20 protein-coding genes are annotated in these 17,900 nt (G+C 66.4%); 5 read left to right on the top strand and 15 right to left on the bottom strand.

The features are described 5' to 3' along the window. Positions 1-163: 163 nt before the first annotated feature. Complete coding sequence (locus tag ACCQ13_RS13255; protein WP_104603953.1) at positions 164-1,561, top strand: cytochrome ubiquinol oxidase subunit I; 1,398 nt, start codon at positions 164-166, stop codon at positions 1,559-1,561. After that, entirely contained in the window at positions 1,561-2,577 is a 1,017-nt protein-coding gene (cydB, locus tag ACCQ13_RS13250) for a cytochrome d ubiquinol oxidase subunit II (protein ID WP_104603954.1), read from the top strand. The genes ACCQ13_RS13255 and cydB overlap by 1 nt, the downstream gene beginning before the upstream one ends. 10 nt (positions 2,578-2,587) lie before the next feature. On the opposite strand, the gene ACCQ13_RS13245 is transcribed toward cydB, so the two are convergent. The 15 genes from ACCQ13_RS13245 to ACCQ13_RS13175 all read right to left on the bottom strand — a co-directional run bounded on the left by ACCQ13_RS13245 (position 2,588) and on the right by ACCQ13_RS13175 (position 15,616). After that, positions 2,588-3,346: a carboxylesterase family protein gene (locus ACCQ13_RS13245; protein ID WP_167527013.1), complete on the bottom strand. Its 759-nt coding sequence runs from the start codon at positions 3,344-3,346 to the stop codon at positions 2,588-2,590. A gap of 181 nt (positions 3,347-3,527) precedes the next feature. Further along, positions 3,528-4,889 carry a magnesium transporter gene (mgtE, locus tag ACCQ13_RS13240; RefSeq protein WP_104603955.1) on the bottom strand — a complete coding sequence of 454 codons (1,362 nt, stop codon included), beginning with the start codon at positions 4,887-4,889 and terminating at the stop codon, positions 3,528-3,530. A gap of 168 nt (positions 4,890-5,057) precedes the next feature. Further along, on the bottom strand, positions 5,058-6,797 hold the full coding sequence (ptsP, locus tag ACCQ13_RS13235; protein ID WP_104603956.1) for a phosphoenolpyruvate--protein phosphotransferase: 1,740 nt from the start codon (positions 6,795-6,797) through the stop codon (positions 5,058-5,060). Between the two features lie 58 nt (positions 6,798-6,855). Continuing rightward, positions 6,856-7,125 carry an HPr family phosphocarrier protein gene (locus ACCQ13_RS13230; RefSeq protein WP_104541854.1) on the bottom strand — a complete coding sequence of 90 codons (270 nt, stop codon included), beginning with the start codon at positions 7,123-7,125 and terminating at the stop codon, positions 6,856-6,858. Further along, positions 7,118-7,510, bottom strand: a complete 393-nt coding sequence (locus tag ACCQ13_RS13225; protein WP_104603957.1) for a PTS sugar transporter subunit IIA — start codon at positions 7,508-7,510, stop codon at positions 7,118-7,120. Before ACCQ13_RS13225 ends, ACCQ13_RS13230 begins: the two co-directional genes overlap by 8 nt. Before the next feature lie 494 nt (positions 7,511-8,004). Further along, the gene (rapZ, locus tag ACCQ13_RS13220) at positions 8,005-8,877 is read right to left on the bottom strand and encodes an RNase adapter RapZ (RefSeq protein ID WP_167526918.1); all 873 of its coding nucleotides are present in this window, start codon (positions 8,875-8,877) and stop codon (positions 8,005-8,007) included. Beyond that, complete coding sequence (hprK, locus tag ACCQ13_RS13215; RefSeq protein WP_159407323.1) at positions 8,874-9,824, bottom strand: HPr(Ser) kinase/phosphatase; 951 nt, start codon at positions 9,822-9,824, stop codon at positions 8,874-8,876. The genes rapZ and hprK overlap by 4 nt, the downstream gene beginning before the upstream one ends. Beyond that, positions 9,821-10,279 carry a PTS sugar transporter subunit IIA gene (locus tag ACCQ13_RS13210; RefSeq protein ID WP_104603959.1) on the bottom strand — a complete coding sequence of 153 codons (459 nt, stop codon included), beginning with the start codon at positions 10,277-10,279 and terminating at the stop codon, positions 9,821-9,823. The genes hprK and ACCQ13_RS13210 overlap by 4 nt, the downstream gene beginning before the upstream one ends. Positions 10,280-10,300: 21 nt before the next feature. Beyond that, entirely contained in the window at positions 10,301-10,618 is a 318-nt protein-coding gene (gene hpf, locus ACCQ13_RS13205; protein WP_104603960.1) for a ribosome hibernation-promoting factor, HPF/YfiA family, read from the bottom strand. A gap of 87 nt (positions 10,619-10,705) precedes the next feature. Continuing rightward, entirely contained in the window at positions 10,706-12,142 is a 1,437-nt protein-coding gene (locus ACCQ13_RS13200) for an RNA polymerase factor sigma-54 (RefSeq protein ID WP_159407322.1), read from the bottom strand. Between the two features lie 40 nt (positions 12,143-12,182). After that, entirely contained in the window at positions 12,183-12,902 is a 720-nt protein-coding gene (gene lptB, locus ACCQ13_RS13195) for an LPS export ABC transporter ATP-binding protein (protein WP_104603962.1), read from the bottom strand. Continuing rightward, entirely contained in the window at positions 12,902-13,468 is a 567-nt protein-coding gene (gene lptA / locus ACCQ13_RS13190; protein ID WP_104603963.1) for a lipopolysaccharide transport periplasmic protein LptA, read from the bottom strand. Before lptA ends, lptB begins: the two co-directional genes overlap by 1 nt. Next, positions 13,446-14,021 carry an LPS export ABC transporter periplasmic protein LptC gene (lptC, locus tag ACCQ13_RS13185; RefSeq protein ID WP_104603964.1) on the bottom strand — a complete coding sequence of 192 codons (576 nt, stop codon included), beginning with the start codon at positions 14,019-14,021 and terminating at the stop codon, positions 13,446-13,448. Before lptC ends, lptA begins: the two co-directional genes overlap by 23 nt. Beyond that, a complete protein-coding gene (locus tag ACCQ13_RS13180) occupies positions 14,018-14,566 on the bottom strand; it encodes a KdsC family phosphatase (RefSeq protein ID WP_159407321.1) in 549 nt (182 codons plus the stop codon). The genes lptC and ACCQ13_RS13180 overlap by 4 nt, the downstream gene beginning before the upstream one ends. 48 nt (positions 14,567-14,614) lie before the next feature. Beyond that, positions 14,615-15,616: a KpsF/GutQ family sugar-phosphate isomerase gene (locus ACCQ13_RS13175; protein WP_104603966.1), complete on the bottom strand. Its 1,002-nt coding sequence runs from the start codon at positions 15,614-15,616 to the stop codon at positions 14,615-14,617. Between the two features lie 53 nt (positions 15,617-15,669). Between ACCQ13_RS13175 and ACCQ13_RS13170 the strand changes: the two genes are divergently transcribed. The 3 genes from ACCQ13_RS13170 to ACCQ13_RS13160 all read left to right on the top strand — a co-directional run bounded on the left by ACCQ13_RS13170 (position 15,670) and on the right by ACCQ13_RS13160 (position 17,699). Then, the gene (locus ACCQ13_RS13170; protein WP_046964476.1) at positions 15,670-15,897 is read left to right on the top strand and encodes a BolA family protein; all 228 of its coding nucleotides are present in this window, start codon (positions 15,670-15,672) and stop codon (positions 15,895-15,897) included. Positions 15,898-16,137: 240 nt separating this feature from the next. Next, positions 16,138-17,412, top strand: a complete 1,275-nt coding sequence (gene murA / locus ACCQ13_RS13165) for a UDP-N-acetylglucosamine 1-carboxyvinyltransferase (protein WP_159407320.1) — start codon at positions 16,138-16,140, stop codon at positions 17,410-17,412. After that, on the top strand, positions 17,409-17,699 hold the full coding sequence (locus ACCQ13_RS13160; protein WP_372372156.1) for an EF-hand domain-containing protein: 291 nt from the start codon (positions 17,409-17,411) through the stop codon (positions 17,697-17,699). The genes murA and ACCQ13_RS13160 overlap by 4 nt, the downstream gene beginning before the upstream one ends. Positions 17,700-17,900 lie beyond the last annotated feature (201 nt).

The raw sequence follows: 17,900 nt of genomic DNA, 5'->3' as shown, positions 1-17,900 counted from the left end.
GGTTTGTCGCATCTGCGACGCCGTGTCGCATCGGGAACGTGCTCAAGCGTCACTATCATCATGGTGTCGTGCAAGCGGTCGCGATCGACTGCCGCCGTCAATGGCGGTCATCGCCCTGCACCTGACGCGCGTGTGGCCTTCCCATTTGCCTGGAGGTTTCTCCATGGATGCCTTGCTGTTGTCGCGGATCCAGTTCGGATTCGTCATCGCCTTCCACGTGCTGTTTCCTGCGTTCACCATCGGGCTGTCCAGCCTGCTGGCGTTTCTGGAATGGCGCTGGCTGCGCACCCGCCTGCCGGTCTGGCGCGAGCTGTATTTCTTCTGGCAGAAGATCTTTGCCGTGTCCTTCGGCATGGGCGTGGTCAGTGGCATCGTGATGGCCTTCCAGTTTGGCGCCAACTGGCCGGAACTGAGCCGGATCGCCGGCAGCGTGATCGGCCCGCTGCTGAGCTACGAGGTCCTCACCGCGTTCTTCCTGGAAGCGAGCTTCCTGGGCGTGATGATGTTTGGCTGGGGCCGCATTTCCGAGCGCCTGCATTTCTTCGCCACCTGCATGGTGGCACTGGGCACGCTGTTTTCCACGTTCTGGATCCTGTCCTCCAACAGCTGGCTGCAGACACCGGCTGGATACGAGGTCATCGACGGCATCGTGCATCCGGTGGAGTGGCTGAAGATCATCTTCAATCCCTCGTTCCCGTATCGTCTGGCGCATATGGCACTGGGCGCGTTCATCACCACTTGCTTCGTGGTGGGGGCCGTGGGGGCCTGGTATCTGCACCGTGGCGTGCATCGCGAGGCTGGCCTGCGCATGCTCAAGCTGGCGGTGGTGTTCGCGGCCATCACCGTGCCGTTGCAGATCGTCGTCGGCGACCTGCATGGCTTGAATACGCTCAAGCATCAGCCGATGAAGATCGCCGCGATGGAAGCGCACTGGCATGCCGAGGAGGCGGGCAAGGGCGTCCCGCTGGTGGTGTTCGCATTGCCCAACGCGCAGGCCGAGCGCAACGATTACGAGCTGGCGATCCCGCGCCTGGGTAGCCTGATCCTGACCCACAGTCTGGAGGGCAGCATCGCGCCGCTGACCTCGGTGCCGGCCGCCGAGCGCCCCCCGGTGACGCCGGTGTTCTTTGCCTTCCGCATCATGGTCGGGATTGGCTCGCTGATGCTGCTGGTGGCCTGGGTGTCGGTGTTTGCGTTGTGGCGCGGCACGCTGGTGCAGTGGCGCTGGTTGCTGGCGATCTGGCGCTGGATGCTGCCGAGCGGCTTCATTGCGCTGATCTCGGGCTGGTTCGTCACCGAGATCGGGCGGCAGCCGTACGTGGTCTACGGGCTGCTGCGCACGGCCGATGCGGTGGGCCCGCAGTCGGCGCTGATGACGGCGATCTCGCTGACGGTATACGTCGCCGGCTATGCGTTCGTGTTCGGCTGGGGCATCTGGTACCTGGTCAAGATCGGCAAGATCGGACCGACCCCGCACGATGCACCGCAGTTGGACCACGGCGAACACACGCCCGCACGGCCGCTGTCGGCCGCAGACGAACCGATCGATGGAGCTGCCTGATGGACATGACGACTCTCCTGCCGGTGGCGTGGTTCGCGGTGATCGGCTTCGGCGTGCTGATGTACGTGGTGCTGGACGGCTTCGTGCTCGGCATCGGCATCCTGGCGCCGTTCCGCCGCGACGAGGCGCAGCTGGACCTGATGATGAACACCGCCGCGCCGATCTGGGACGGCAACGAAACCTGGCTGGTGCTGGGCGGGGCAGGGCTGCTGGCGGCGTTTCCCAAGGCGTATGCGGTGATCCTGTCGGCGCTGTATCTGCCGGTGCTGTTGATGGTGATGGCGCTGGTGTTCCGCGGGGTGGCGTTCGAGTTCCGCTTCAAGGCGCAGCGCTCGCGGCGGCTGTGGAGCAATGCCTTCGCCGCCGGGTCGATCCTGGCCACCTTTGCGCAGGGCGTGATCCTGGGCGCGCTGGTGCAGGGCCTGCCGATCGAGAACGACCGCTATGTCGGCGGTATCTGGGGCTGGTTCAGCCCGTTCGCGATGCTGACCGGTGCGGCGCTGGTGTTCGGCTACGCATTGCTTGGCAGCACCTGGTTGATCCTCAAGACCGAAGGCCATGTGCAGCAGCTGGCGCGGCAACTGACCCGGCCACTCACGCTCAGCGTGCTGGTCTTCATCGGGCTGGTCAGCGCCTGGCTACCGTCGCTGCAATCGCATGTGATGGAACGCTGGTTCACCGATGCGCATTACCTGTGGTTGATGCCGGTGCCGGTGCTGGTGGCCGTGGTGGGCTATGCGCTGTGGCGCGCAAGCGAGCCAGGGCGAGCGGACACGCCGCCGTTCCTGCTGGCAATGGGCTTGTTCGTGCTCGGCTTCCTCGGCCTGGTGCTGGGCATGTGGCCGTATCTGGTGCCGCCGATCTATACCATTTGGCAGGCTGCCGCGCCGCCGTCCTCGCAGCTGTTCGCGATGGTGGGGCTGGTGATGTTGCTGCCGCTGATCCTGGGCTACACGGTGTGGTCGTACCGCGTGTTCCGCGGCAAGATCACCGCCGACACCGGCTATCACCATTGATTGCCGACGCTCAGCGCAGGCGCTGCTTGAACATCCACTCCCACATCGCCGGGTCCGCGTAGGTCACGTCCCAGGCATTGTGGTTGCCGTCGGGATATTCGCTGTAGCGCACGTTCGCGCCGACGCCCTTGGCCGCGCGGTACAGCGCGCGGTCGTCGTGTGGCGGCACCGAATCGTCATTGGCCCCATGGAACATCCAGATCGGCACCTGCTTGAGTTGGGTGGCCGCTGCGGTGTACGGGTCGGCTTCCTTGGCAACCAGGCTGACGTAGAGCGTGCGGCGCTCCTCGCGTGGCGCCTTCAGCGCACCGCAGATGGGCACGATCGCGGCAAAGCGCTGCGGCTGCATCAGCCCGATCTCCCAGGCGCCGTAACCGCCCATCGACATGCCGGTGAGGTAGGTGCGTTGCGGATCGGCCGCGAATTCGGCACTGGCCGCATCCAGCGCGGCGATCGCCATGCGCGCATTGACCCCCAGCCATTCTTCGTTCTCGGGAACCTGCGGCAGCACCACCAATGCGGGAAACCGATCGGCATGCGCACTCAGGTACGGACCCAGCCCGACCTCGGCCTGGTCGCGTCCGTTGTCCCCGCGTTCGCCGGAGCCATGCAGGAACAATACAATTGGCAACGGCCGCGCGGCCTTGGCAGCCGGGACGAATACCTGGTAGCGATACAGCCGGCCTTCCATCTGCAGGGTGCGGCTGACGAAGTGGCCGCTGCGGCCATCCTGCCGACGCTCACCCATGCTGGAGCAGCCGGCAAGCATCAACGCAAGCAGTCCAAGTACGACGCAACGTAAGATCACGCACGACTCTCCCTCGAATACAGGCCTGCAGTATTACCGCATGCGCGTGTGCTGGCACGTCACGCGGCGGCGGTGGCTGCCGTCGATTCATGCGATCGCCAAGATGGCCGATGCCGGCAGGCAGGCGCGCTGCTGCACGCGGTCAGCGCAGCAGGATCAGCGTTGCAAGGCCCAGGAAGCTTAAAAAGCCCATCACATCGGTCAGCGTGGTCAGGATCACCCCGCCGGCCAGTGCCGGATCGAAGCCCAGGCGCTTGAGCGTCACCGGCACCAGCACGCCACCGAAGGCGGCGGTCAGCATGTTCACCGTCAATGCGGTGCCGATCACTAGCGACAGCATCGGCTGGCGGAACCACACCAGCACGATCAGGCCCAGCCCGATCCCCAGGCACAGGCCGTTAATCAGTGCAACGGTGAGTTCTTTCTTGAGCAGCGTCATCACGTTGGACGAGCCGATCTGCCCCAGGGCCAGGCCCCGCACCATCAGCGCCAGCACCTGGGTGCCGGCGTTGCCGCCCATGCCGGCCACGATCGGCATCAGCGCTGCCAGCGCCACCAATTTTTCGATGGTGCCTTCGAACTGGCTGACCACGCTGGAGGCCAGGAAGGCGGTGCACAGGTTGATGCCCAGCCAGATCAGGCGGCGCCGGAACGCACGCCGTGCCGGGCTGAACATGTCCTCGTCCTCGTCCAGGCCGGCGGCGCTCAACGCCTGGTGCTCGGCCTGCTCGCGGATGATGTCGACCACGTCGTCGATGGTGATGCGGCCGAGCAGGATGTTGTTGTCGTCCACCACCGGCGCGGAGATCCAGTCGTGGTCGGAGAAGCGGCGTGCCACCTCGTCCGAGCCGTCGCCCACGTCGATGGCCGGCTGCTCGTCGTCGATCAGCCGGTTGACCGGGGTGCTGTCCTCGTGGGTGACCAGCGCCGCCAATGGCACGCGGCCCAGATACTGGTGGCGACGGCTCACCACGTACAGGTGGTCGGTGTGGTCGGGCAGCTCGCCGCGCAGGCGCAGGTAGCGCAGCACCACATCGACGTTGACGTCGGCGCGCACCGTCACCACGTCCGGATTCATCAGGCGCCCGGCAGTGTCTTCCGGATACGACAGCACCTGTTCGAGTCGCTCGCGATTCTCGCGGTCCATCGACTTGAGCACTTCGTCGATGACGGTGTCGGGCAGGTCCTCGACCAGGTTGGCCAGGTCGTCGATGTCCAGGTCTTCGACTGCAGCGACGATTTCATCCGGGTCCATGTCGGCCAGCAGGCTTTCGCGCACCTCGTCGCCAACGTGCAGCAGCACCTCGCCATCGTCTTCCGGATCGACCAGCCCCCACACCACCTCGCGCTTGCCCGGCGGCAGCGACTCGAGCAGGTTGCCGATCTCCGCCGGCGCCAGCGTATTGACCAACCGGCGCACCGGCCCCAGGCGTCCGCTGTCCAGCGCGTCGGACAGCAATCGCAGCTGGCGCGCAGTCTTGTCGTGGCGGACGGCTTCGGCCATGCGCGGCTCCCCGGAAGAGTGGACGCGTCAGTGGAAGACGCGGTGCTGGGTCAGCGCGGCATTATCGCTTGCACACGGTGACGAAACATACAGTGTCGGCGCGGCCCCCCATCCGCCCTGCGGGCACCTTCTCCCGCAGGCGGGAGAAGGAGGTGCAGCAGCGCTGTGCTAGCTGCTTTTGCCGCTGCCGCCGTGTGCGATGGCCGCCAACCACTTCTCGATGCCCTTGCGGTCGCGCGCGCGCAGCAACTTTTCGCCATGCACGCGTAGCTCGCCCAGATGGATGTCGCGAATGGCGCGGCGGACTTCCAGCAAGGTGGCCGGGTGCAGGCTGAACTCGGTGAGCCCCAGCGCCAGCAGCATCGGCACGAAGCGCGGATCGCCAGCGATTTCGCCGCACACCGCCACCGGCTTGCCATAGCTACGCCCGGTGGCGATCACTTGCGCGATCAGCCGCAGCACCGCCGGATGCAACGGCGAATACAACTCGCCCAGGGCCTCGTTGTTGCGGTCCACTGCCAGCAGGTACTGCACCAGATCGTTGGTGCCGATCGACAGGAAATCGATATCGTCAATGAAGCAGTCCAACGCCAGCGCCGCGGCAGGCACTTCGATCATCGCGCCCAGCGGAATGTGCTCGGCGATCTCGTGGCCTTCGGCACGCAACTGCACGCTCAGCTTCTTCAGCTGCTTGCGCAGCAACTGGATCTCTTCGCGGCCGCTGACCATCGGCACCAGGATGCGCACCGGCCCGTAGCCGGAGGCGCGCAGGATGGCGCGCAGCTGCGTCTGTGCCACCGCCGGCCGGGCCAGTGACAGGCGCACCCCGCGCAGGCCCAGCGCCGGGTTGTCCTCGTCGCTCAGCGTCAGCCCGGTGCGGTCGGCCTTGTCGGCGCCCAGGTCCAGGGTGCGGATGGTGACCGGGCGGCCGCTCATGCCCAGCACGGTGTCGCGGTAGGCCTGGAATTGCTCGTTTTCGTCCGGCAGTTCGTTGCGCTGCAGGAACAGGAATTCGGTGCGATACAGCCCCAGCCCGCTGGCACCCAGCGCATGCGCGCGCGCCACGTCTTCCAGCGATTCGGCATTGGCCAGCAGGGTAATGTCGACGTTGTCGCGCGTGCGCGTGGGCTTGGAGCGCAACCGCCCCAGCTCGCGCTGTTCCTTGGCCAGCGCGCGCAGGCGCTCGCGATAGTCGCGCAAATGCTCGGGCTTGGGATCGACGATCACCTGGCCGGAGCCGGCATCGACGATCAGCACGTCGCCATCGTCGATCCGCTGCAACGCCTCGCCAACCCCCACCACCAGCGGCAGGTGCAGGCTGCGTGCCAGGATCGCGCTATGCGACAACGCGCTGCCGGCGGTGGTGACGATGCCGACCACGCCTTGCGCCTGCAGTTGCGCCAGTTCGGACGGGGCGACGTTGTCGCAGACCAGGATCTCGCCGGCCACGCCCTTGAGATCCGGCGCGCGCTTATGCAGAAACGCATGGATGCGCCCGATCACATGGTCCAGGTCGTCCATGCGGCTCTTGAGGTAGGCGTCCTCGATGCCGTCGAACACCGCCGCCAGCCGGTCGCGTTGCACGCGCAGGGCGTAGTCGGCGCTGTAGCGATGGGTGCGGATCAGCTCATCCAGCCCCTGCAACAGCTCGGGGTCGTCCAGCAGCAGCGCATGCAGTTCGAGGAATTCACCCACCTCGCGTGCCAGTGCGCCATGCAGGCGGTCGCGCAACTGCTGCATCTCGCCGCGTGCCGCTTCGATGGCGGTATGCAGGCGCTGCAACTGCGCCTCCACCTGGCTGGCCGGCACGCGCTGCTCGGCCACTTCCAGCGCGTGGCTCTGGCGCACACGGGCGCGCCCGAGCGCATTGCCGCGTGCGGCAGCGTGCCCGCGCAAACGCAGGCTCATGCGTGGCCCTGGCGCAGCCGCGCCGTGTCGGTCGCTACGGCACCGACGCCGCGCATGCTCAGCTATCCTCGTCGAAACGGCGCTCGAACAACTCCACCAGGGCCTGCAAGGCCTCGGTTTCGTCTTCGCCGTCCAACCGCACCACCACGCTGGTGCCCTGGCCGGCGGCCAGCAACATCACGCCCATGATGCTCTTGGCGTTCACTTCGCGGCCCTTGGCCGCCAGGGTGGCATTGCTGCGAAAGGACGACAGCGTCTGCACCAGCTTGGCGGTCGCCCGCGCATGCAGTCCGAGTCGGTTGGAGACTATGAGTTCGCGTTCAAGCATCGTCGATGATCGCTCCGTTGCGGGTGCCTGCCGCCGCGGTGGCGGGCAGTTCCTGCAAACCTTGTTCGGGGTAATTCATCACCCGCAGCAGCATCGGCAGGCTCAGCGCGGACACGCGACGAACCGGCGTGCCGAGCTTTGCCAACCGGGTGGCGAGATTGCTGGGGCTGGCGCCATACAGGTCGGTCATGACCAGTACGCCGTCGCCGCTGTCGACCCGTCGCATTGCCGACGAGGCCTGGGGCAGCAAGGCGTCCAGGTCTGCATCGAACGGTACCTCGAACGCTTCGGTCTTCAGCGGCAAATGCCGCAACAGCCCCGTCGCCACGCTCAACAACGCTGCGCCGATGCCGGGATGAGTAATGAGGAGAATGCCACAGGCCATGTCCAGACGTTAACAGGTCGGCATGACTACGCGATAGCGTTTGCCCGCACCGATGTGTTGCGAACTGAATAGCCGTTTAGCTCCATCGCAGCGACCGGTGTGGCCCTGCGCAGCGACCGCGTTTTTCAGCCTGCGGTGCACCGATCCGTGATGTAGGCAGCATTGCCAAGGCAGACCAACTCGCAAGCGAGCGCTGCAGTACCTACGACAGGGGCAGGGGAGTAGGGCGACGCATGACCGATGCCACAGCCAGGCCTTGAACGCAACGTCGCGAGCAAATAGCGCGAAAGCGCCAAGCAACGTTTCAGGCAGATCAGCAATCCAGCAGCGCCGGATGCAGCGCGGCGACTTGCCACAGCACCCACCCAACCCAAGCCACCCACGAACAACCAGATTCAAAAACGATCTGGCATCCGCGACTTCTCCGCGAGCGCATGCAGCAATAGACCCCCGGATACCGCTCTTACGATTCCCGATTCCCGACTCCCAGCCCCTCAATCCTGCTCGCGATGAAACGTCGCCACTTCCGGCCAGCCCTGTTCGCGCGCATGCCGGGCCATGCGTTCGGCCATGTAGACCGAACGGTGCTTGCCGCCGGTGCAGCCGAAGGCGATGGTTACATAGCTGCGGGTGTCGTTGCGCAGGCGCGGCAGCCAGGTGTCGAGCAGGTCCACGATCTGCGCGCTGTAGCGCTGCACGTCCGCTTCGTTGTCCAGGTAGTCGCGCACGCCGGCATCGCGGCCGGTGAGCGGGCGCAGCACCGGGTCCCAATGCGGGTTGGGCAGCACGCGCGCATCGAACACGAAATCGGCTTCGGCCGGCACGCCGCGCTTGTAGGCGAACGATTCGAACAGCAGCGACAGCCGGTCGTTGGAGCCGAGCGCGAATTCGGTGACCACGCGGCGGCGCAACTGGTGCACGTTGAGCGCGCTGGTGTCGATGATGGCATCGGCCTGCGTGCGCAGCGGCTCGGTCAACTGGCGCTCGCGGGTGATCGCCTCCGGCAGTGCCAGGCCAAGATGGCTCAGCGGATGACGGCGGCGGGTGTCGGCGTAGCGCTTGACCAGTGCTTCATCGCTGGCTTCGAAGAACAGCAGGCGCGCCTCGATGCCGTATTCCTGCGCGGCCTGGCGCCACTGTGCCAGCTGGGTCAGGTCGCTGCGGCTGCGCACGTCGATGCCCACCGCCAGCCGCTGGTCGCCGATCGGATTGCCGCGCAGGCGGCTCTTCACGAAATCCGGCAGCAGCTCCACCGGCAGGTTGTCCGAGCAGTAGTAGTCCAGGTCTTCGAAGGTCTTCAGCGCGACCGATTTGCCCGAGCCGGACAGCCCGCTCACGATCATCAGCGAGGAGGGCGCCGTATTCATGGGATGCGGCGCTCCAGCAGGTTGCTATGGCGGGCGATGAACATCGCCGCCGGGTCGATGCCCTTGGTGCGCAGGATATGCAGCCGCGTGGCCGCCTCGGTCAGCACCGCCAGGTTGCGCCCGGGCATCACCGGCAGGGTCATCAGCGGCACGTCCAGGTCCAGCACATGGCGGCTGCCGGAATCGCCGGTCAGGCGCTCGTAGCCGGACGGGGTGGGCTCGGTCATCGGCCGGGTCAGGTGCACGATCAGGCGCAGGTACTTGTTCTTCTTCACGGCGGTGTCGCCGAACATGTCGCGCACATTCAACACGCCCAGGCCGCGCACTTCCAGCAGGTCCTGCAGCAGTTCAGGGCAAGTGCCGTCGAGCACGTCGGGCGCGATCTGGGTGAATTCGGGGGCATCGTCGGCCACCAGACGGTGGCCACGGCTGAGCAGTTCCAGCGCCAGCTCGCTCTTGCCCGAGCCCGCCTCGCCGGTGATGAGCACGCCGATCGAATAGATCTCCATGAACACGCCATGCAGGGTGACCCGCGGCGCCAGCGTGCGCGCCAGGTGATAGGAGAGGTGGTTGAGCAGCTCGTGGCCGCGCTTGGGCGAGATCCACAGCGGCGTATTGGATTCGTCGGCGGCTGCGCGCAGATCCTCCGGGCAGGACTGGTTCTTGCTGATCGCCAGCGCCAGCGGCTGCACCTGGATGATCTTCTCGATGGTCTCCCAGCGCTGGCGCGCATCCAGCGAATCCAGCCAGGCCAACTCCTCGCTGCCCAGGATCTGCACCTTGTTGGGGTAGATCACGTTGAGATAGCCGGCCAGCGAGGGGCGGCGGGCATTGTTGCTACCGGCCTGGATCTGGCGCTGGTCGCCCTTGAGGCCGGCCACCCAGCGCAGCGCCAGCTTGTCGCGCTGCTGGTCGAACAGTTCGCGTGCGGTAATGGCGGAATTCATGCCGCGCCGGCTTGTGCGAGCGGGGCGTCGTTGAGCAGGGCCAACAGGGCCTGCGCATCGGGCGCATCGCGTAGCCGTTGGCGAAAACCGGCGTCGGAAAAGCATTCTGCCAGTTCCGACAGCAGCATCAGGTGCTGGTGGGTGTAGTGCGCCGGTACCGCCATCGCAAACACCAGGTCCACCGGCTCGCCGCCACCGAAGGCAACTGGGGTCTCCAGTCGCAACAGGGCGCCGCGTGGTTCGGTGAGATTGGAGCATCGGCCATGTGGAATGGCGATGCCATGGCCGATGGCGGTGCTGCCCAAGGCCTCGCGCTCGCACAGGTTGGCGTAGAGCTCGTCGGTGCCGGCCTGGCGGCAGGACAGCAGCTCGGCGGCGGTATGCAGCAGGGCGTCGCGATCGGCGGCCGGCGACACCACGGTGCGCACGGCCGCCATCAGATCGGTTAAGGGCATGAGGGCATCAAGCGGGAAGCGTCATGCGGGATTGTCGCGCACCTCGCGCGCGTGGTGGTTACATTTCTTTTCCTTGTGCTTGAGCACCAACCGGTCGAGCTTGTCCACCAGCAGGTCGATGGCCGCATACATGGTGGAGCCGCTGGCGTCGGCGTGCAGGGTGCGGCCGGGGAGGTTGACGGTGGCGACCACGTGATGGTCCGGTTTCTGGACCGCCAGCTGCGTTCGGACTTCGCAGTGCTGGTCGAAATGGCGCTGCAGTCGCTGCAGCTTGCTTGCCACGTACTCCCGCAGGGCGGGGGTCACTTCAAGCTGGTGGCCATACGTCTCGATACGCATCGGATACCTCCATTGGTCGGTGGGCCAATGAACCGTTCCGGTACTCCGGCAAACCCGGCACGCGCCGGCGTTGCGGTGATTGCAACGTCAGGCGATGCGCACGCGTTCGTGGGAGGCGGAAATGTTCATGGCCTCACGATACTTCGCAACGGTGCGCCGCGCCACTGGTACGCCGGAAGTCTTCAACAGCTCGGCCAGCTTGGCGTCAGATAGCGGTTTGCGCGGGTTTTCCGCCTCGATCAGGCGCCGGATCATGGCCTGGATGGCCGTGCTGGAGGCTTCGCCGCCGCTGTCGGTGTCGATGCCGGAGGCGAAGAACGAGCGCAACGCGATGGTGCCGCGCGGGGTGCGCACGTATTTGCGGGCAATGGCGCGGGAAATGGTCGATTCATGCAGGCCGAGTTCGCCGGCGATCTCGCGCAGGGTCAATGGCCGCAGTGCCTGTGCACCGAATTCCAGGAATCCGGCCTGGTGCTGCAGCAGGCAGCGCACCACCCGTAACAAGGTCTCGCCGCGCGCCTCCAGGCTCTTGAGCAGCCAGCGCGCTTCCTGCAGTTGGCCGCGCAGATAGCCGGCGTCGGACTCGCCACAGCTGCGGATCAGGTTCTCGTAACCGCGGTGAATGGTGACCTTGGGCTGCGAGCGGCCGGCCAGCGATGCGCGCCAGACTCCACGCTGGCGCCAGATCACGCAGTCGGGCACCACATAGGTGTCCTGGGATAGCTCGCCGATCTGCTTGCCCGGGCGTGGGTCCAGCGAGCGCACCAGGTGCACCGCCTGTTCCACGTCGGCAGCCGGGCGCTTGAGCTCGTGCGCCAGGCCGGCCACGCCGCTGCGCGGCAGCCGTTCCAGCGGGCCGGCCACGATCTGCAGCGCCAGCGCGCGGCCCGGGGTGGCCGGGTCGAGCACCGCCAGCTGCAATGCCAGGCACTCGCCCAGGGTGCGGGCGCCCACGCCGACCGGGTCGAAGCGCTGGATCTGGTGCAGCACGGTGAGGACTTCGGCCTCATCGACCGCCGCGCCCAGTGCCAGGGTCTCGAGGATGGTCGATAGCGGTTCGCGCAGGTAGCCGTCCTCGTCCAGCGCGTCGATCAGGGTCGCGCCGATCTGGCGGTCGCGCGGCGACAGCGGCGACAGGTGAAGTTGCCAGAGCAGATGGTCGGCCAGTGTCTCGGAGTCGGCCACGCGTTCGACGGCATCGCCGGAGTCGTCGTCGTCGAAGCTGCCGCCGCTTCCCGAACCTGTCCATTGCAGCTCGTCCTGCGACCAGTCGTCGTCGCGTTCGGCAGGGGCGGCGTCTTCGTGCCGGGTATCGTCGCTGGAGGACGATGCGGATTCGGCCGGCGCCTGGCTGGCCGCGTGCGCGGCTTCGTCGGCCCACTCCAGCAGCGGGTTGGTCTCCACCGCTTCGGCCAGTTCCAGCTCCAGCTCGGTGCTGGACATCTGCAATAGCTTGATCGCCTGACGCAATTGCGGCGTCATGACCAACTGCTGTCCTAGCGATGTCTGGAGCCTGGCTTTCATGCAGACACTGACTGGACGGGATGTGGGCGCGGCGACACGCTCAAAGGCGGAAAGTCTCCCCCAGATAGACGCGACGGACGTCGGGATTGGCGAGCAGCGCGTCCGGTGCCCCCTGCGCCAGCACGCCTCCCTCGGCGAGGATATACGCGCGGTCGCAGATTCCCAAGGTTTCGCGCACATTGTGATCGGTAATCAACACGCCGATGCCGCGGTCCTTGAGGTGGGTGATGATGCGCTGGATTTCGCCGACCGAGATCGGGTCCACGCCGGCAAACGGCTCATCCAGCAGCATCATGCGTGGCTTTGCGGCAAGTGCGCGCGCGATCTCGCAGCGCCGCCGTTCGCCGCCGGAGAGGCTGGCGCCGAGCTGATCGGCCACGTGGGTGATCTGCAATTCTTCCAGCAGCGAGACCAGTTCTTTCTCGCGGCCGGCGTTATCGAGTTCCTCGCGCAGCTCCAGCACCAGGCGGATGTTGTCGGCCACGGTGAGCTTGCGGAAGATCGAGGGTTCCTGCGGCAGATATCCCACGCCCAGCTTGGCGCGGGCGTACATCGGCTCGGTGGTCAGGTCCCGTCCGTCCAGTTCAATGCGCCCGGCATCGGCCTCGACCAGGCCCACGATCATGTAGAAGCAGGTGGTCTTGCCGGCGCCGTTGGGGCCGAGCAGGCCAACCACTTCGCCGGCTTCCAGCGTCAGCCCGAACTCCCTGACCACTTCGCGCTGCTTGTACTTCTTGCGCAGACCGGTGGCGACCAGCATTACTTGTTCCCCTGCGGCTTGGTGGCCGGCCTGGCTGCAGGTTTGGCGGCCGGCGCCGGTGCTGGTGCCGCAGGCGCGGCGTTCTTCGGCTGGATGATGGTGCGCACGCGGCTGCCGTCGCCGCCGCTTTGCATGTTGCCGGTCTTGGTGTTGTAGACCATGCGCTGGCCGGCGTTGGTGCCCTTGGGCGAATCGACCTTGTAGTTGCCGGTGAGGATGATGATTTCGTCGGCGACCTTGTATTCGATGTTGTCGGCCTGGCCGTTCATCATCGAGCCGTCGTCCATCTGCTGCTTGAGCGTGGCCTGCTTGCCGGTGAGGACCACCCGCTCGGTCTGGCCGTCCTTCTGGAAGATGTCGGCGGTGTCGGCATGGATTTCCAGCGTGCCCTGGGTAATCACCACATTGCCGGTGAAGCGGCATTTGCCGCTGTCGTCGAGCATGTTGCAATCGTTGGCGTTGGAGTCGATGGCCATCGGCTGGTTGCGATCGCTGGTCTTGGCCAGCGCCATCGCGGGCAGCAGCAGGACGGCAAACGCCAGTTTAGCGGGCAGCATTCGGTTCATAACGGGTCTTGACCTGGGAAAGGAGCTTGTACTGGCGTGACTTGAGATCGGCTTCGAAGCCAACTCCGCTCTGCATGATACCCGGCCGGGTCATGGTCACCGGTGCAGCGGTCTTGGCAAGGTTCTGCTGCGGGAACACGTCCAGGCTCTCGCTGCGGAAGGTGGTCGGGGGCGTCGGGCCAGTGGTCGGGCTGTCGCCCTCCACATTGCCACGCAGCCTCAGCTCGTCGCCCTTGGGGCTGATCCAGCCGGTCTTGGCGCGTAGCGTCCACGGCTGGTTGGCGTTGTCGGGCAGCAGGAACACCGGGGTGGTGACCTCCGAGGTGCGGTCGGCACGGTTGCGGTGCATCTCCGGCGCCCGCAGTGTCACCGACTCCTTGCCAGTCTGCTTGTCCAGCGCGATCAGTTCGAAGTCGCGCAGCACGTAGTCGGCCTGTGATTGGTCCACCGCCACCGCTGTCGGGCGCGCGCGCTGCTGCCATGCCGACCAGCCGGACACCACCGCCGCCACGAACAGCACCACGCCCAGCGTGGTTCGCCAGTTCCAGTTCATGCGCAGAACCCTTCGATGATGCCTTCAACCTGGCCTTGTGCGGCCAGCACCGTATCGCAGACCTCGCGGGCGGCGCCTTCGCCGCCACGGGCGCGGGTATGCCATTGCACGCGTTCGGCAATCCATGGGTGCGCATTGGCCGGGGCCACCGGCAGGCCGACCGCCAGCAGCGCCGGCAGGTCGGGCAGGTCATCGCCCATGAACAACACCTGGTCCAGCGACAGGCCATGCTCCTGGCACAGCGCCAGCACCGCCAGGCGCTTGTTCTTGACCCCGATCTGCACGTGCAGGCCGAGGTCCTGGCCGCGCTTTTCCGCCGACAGGCTGGCGCGGGCGGTAATCAGCGCGACCTGGATGCCGGCATGTTCCAGCTGTTTGAGGCCCTGGCCGTCGAGCACGTTGAACGCCTTGCTCTCGTTGCCGGCATGGTCGTAGTACAGGCGCCCGTCGGTCAGGGTGCCGTCGACGTCGAAGCAGGCCAGGCGGATGCGCGCGGCGCGCTCGATCAGGTCGGCGGGAAGGTGCTGCAGGGGAGAGTAGGGCATCGGCACGAATCGGTGAGAACGGGGTCCGGCGGTTGAAAGCTGAACCTGTTAAACCACCTTGGCGCGCAACAGGTCGTGAATGTTCAATGCGCCCACCGCGCGCTGCTGCGCGTCCACCACGATCAGGCCATTGATCTTGTAGTCCTCCATCAGCCGTGCGGCTTCGGCGGCGAGCTGGTCGGCGCCGATGGTGCGCGGGTTGCGCGTCATTACCTGCGCGATGCCGGCGCTGCGCACGTCGATATCGCTGTCCAGCGCGCGGCGCAGGTCGCCGTCGGTGAACAGACCAATCAGGCGGTCGTCGCCATCGACCACCGCAGTCATGCCCAGTCGCTTGCGGCTCATTTCCATCAGCGCCTGGCTCAGGCTGGCATCTTCCCGCACGCGCGGCAGGTCCTCGCCGGCGTGCATCACGTCGGTGATGTGCAGCAGCAGGCGCCGGCCCAGGCTGCCGGCCGGGTGCGAGCGCGCGAAGTCGTCGGCGGTGAAGCCGCGGGCATCGAGCAGCGCCACCGCCAGCGCATCGCCCATCGCCAGCGAGGCGGTGGTGCTGGAGGTGGGGGCCAGGTGCAGCGGGCAGGCTTCGGCCGGCACGCTGACGTCCAGGTGCACGTCGGCGGCCTGCGCCAGGGTGGAGCTCGCGCGGCCGGTCATGGCGATGATCGGGTTGCCCTGGCGCTTGAGCACCGGCAGCAGCATGCGTACCTCGTCCGATTCGCCCGAATACGACAGCGCCAGTACGATGTCCGCTTCGGTAATCATGCCCAGGTCGCCATGGCCAGCCTCGCCGGGGTGCACGAAAAAGGCCGGGGTGCCGGTGGAGGCCAGGGTGGCGGCGATCTTGCGCGCCACATGGCCGGACTTGCCCATGCCGGTGGCGACCACCCGCCCGCGCGAGGCCAGCACCAGCCGGCAGGCTGCGGCGAAGTCGCTGCCGATGCGCGCGCCCACGCTGGCCAGCGCGTCCTGCTCGATCTGGAGCACGCGCTGGCCGCTGGCGACCAGGCTGGTGTCGCTGACGGTGGCAGGAGGCAGGTGCGAGACGGCCATGCGGGACCCGGGTGAAGAGTAGAATGTGCGCTCATTTTATGAGGAAACGCCCTTTGGACGCCGAAACCATCCGTAAACTCATCGAATCCGGCTTGCCCGAAGCCCGCGTCGACGTGCACGGCGACGACGGCGTGCACTTCGAGGCCACCGTGGTCAGCCCGGCCTTTGCCGGCAAGGCCCCGCTGGCACGGCATCGCATGGTCTACGCGACCCTGGGCGAGTTGATGGGCGGGGCGATCCACGCGCTGCAGCTGAAGACCCTGACGCCCGAGGAAGGCTGAGCGCGGCCGTCGCGCTCGCCGCCAGGCGGGCCGGGCCGGGCTGAGGGGCATGATCGGCAAGCGGTGGGTATCTGCTCGCTTCGCCTGCCTGGTTCCGTCCATGCTGGCCTGGCGACTGCGCCCAGCGCGTCCCCGGCGCTGCGCGATCCCCGTCCAACGCCGCGTCGCGTGCATCAGGGCCGATATGTCCCACACTTGTTTTCCCCGACATACCTTTACTTTCGGATTTCTCAGATTCCCATGGCAAAAATCGTAGTGACCGGCGGCCAAGCGCTGCATGGCGAAGTCAATATTTCCGGCGCCAAGAACGCCGTGCTGCCGATCCTGTGCGCCACGCTGTTGGCCGATGCGCCGGTGGAGATCAGCAACGTGCCGCACCTGCATGACGTCATCACCACGGTGAAGCTGCTCAGCGAACTGGGCGCAGAGGTCACCATCGACGAGGGCACGCTGGCCAAGGGCCGCTCGATCCTGGTCGATCCGCGCTCGGTGACCCACCAGGTCGCTCCCTACGAGCTGGTCAGGACCATGCGCGCCTCGATCCTGGTCCTGGGTCCGCTGCTGGCGCGCTATGGCACTGCCGAAGTATCGCTGCCCGGCGGCTGCGCGATCGGCTCGCGCCCGGTGGACCAGCACATCAAGGGTCTGCAGGCGCTGGGCGCGGAGATCAGCGTGGAGAACGGCTACATCAAGGCCACCAGCAACGGGCGCCTGAAGGGTGGCCGCTACGTGTTCGATATGGTCAGCGTCACCGGCACCGAGAACGTGCTGATGGCCGCGGTGCTCGCCGAAGGCACCACGGTGCTTGAAAACGCGGCGATGGAGCCGGAAGTCACCGACCTGGCCGACTGCCTGATCGCGCTGGGCGCGCAGATCGAAGGCGCCGGTACCCCGCGCATCGTGGTGCAGGGCGTGGAGCGTCTGGGGGGCGGGCACCACGTGGTGCTGCCGGATCGCATCGAGACCGGCACCTTCCTGGTCGCTGCGGCAATGACCGGCGGCAGCGTCACCGTGCGCCGCGCACGCCCGGACACGCTGGATGCGGTGCTGGACAAGCTCACCGAGGCCGGCGCCAGCATCACCACCACCAGCGACAGCATCACACTGGACATGCAGGGCAAGCGCCCGCGCGCGGTCAACCTGACCACCGCGCCGTACCCGGCGTTTCCCACCGACATGCAGGCGCAATTCATGGCGCTCAACTGCGTGGCCGACGGCGTGGGCGTCATCAACGAAACCATCTTCGAAAACCGCTTCATGCACGTCAACGAACTGCTACGTCTGGGTGCGGAGATCCAGGTCGAAGGCCATACCGCCATCGTGCGCGGTGCCGAGCGCCTCAGTGGCGCGCCGGTGATGGCGACCGATCTGCGCGCGTCGGCGTCGTTGATCCTGGCCGGGTTGGTGGCCGAGGGCGAGACCACCATCGACCGCATCTACCACCTGGACCGTGGCTACGAGAACATCGAGGAGAAGCTGGGGGCGCTGGGCGCGACCATCCGGCGCAGCGCATGATCCTGCGCGGACGTTTCACCACCCGGCGCAAGATCCTGCTGGCGGTGATCGTGCTGATCCTGGCGTGGTTGGCCTATGCCTGGAGCGTGGGCATGGCGATTACCCAGGGCGTGGAATTCAAGGACATGGACTGGAACGGCGACGGCACTGCCAGTCGCGACGAGATCGCGCAGTCGTTCTATGCGGTGGCGGTGAAAAAGACCGTGGAAGGCAAGCGCCATTGCGATCTTTTTTATGGCTCATCGCGGATTCGTGTGGGTGCCTTGAGGCCCCTGAATCTGCGTTGAGCCTTGGAAACAGGCCCTTTCCACCGTCCCAGAAGGTGGTACATCCTGTGCTGACTTCTTGACGCGGTGTTCTGCATGAAAACGGGCCGTCGGCTGAGTGAGTTGTTTTCCTTCCCTGGCTTCGCGGCGGAGTCCACGCTCAAGGGCGTGTTCGGCGCCCCGAAGGCGCGGATCGTGACCTTGCGGCGCCGAAAAAAACGG

Source organism: Xanthomonas sp. NCPPB 1638, from assembly GCF_041475635.2.
Lineage (GTDB): Bacteria > Pseudomonadota > Gammaproteobacteria > Xanthomonadales > Xanthomonadaceae > Xanthomonas > Xanthomonas cucurbitae.
The sequence above is the reverse complement of the archived record's forward strand: the minus strand, read 5'-3'. Positions and strand labels throughout refer to the sequence as shown.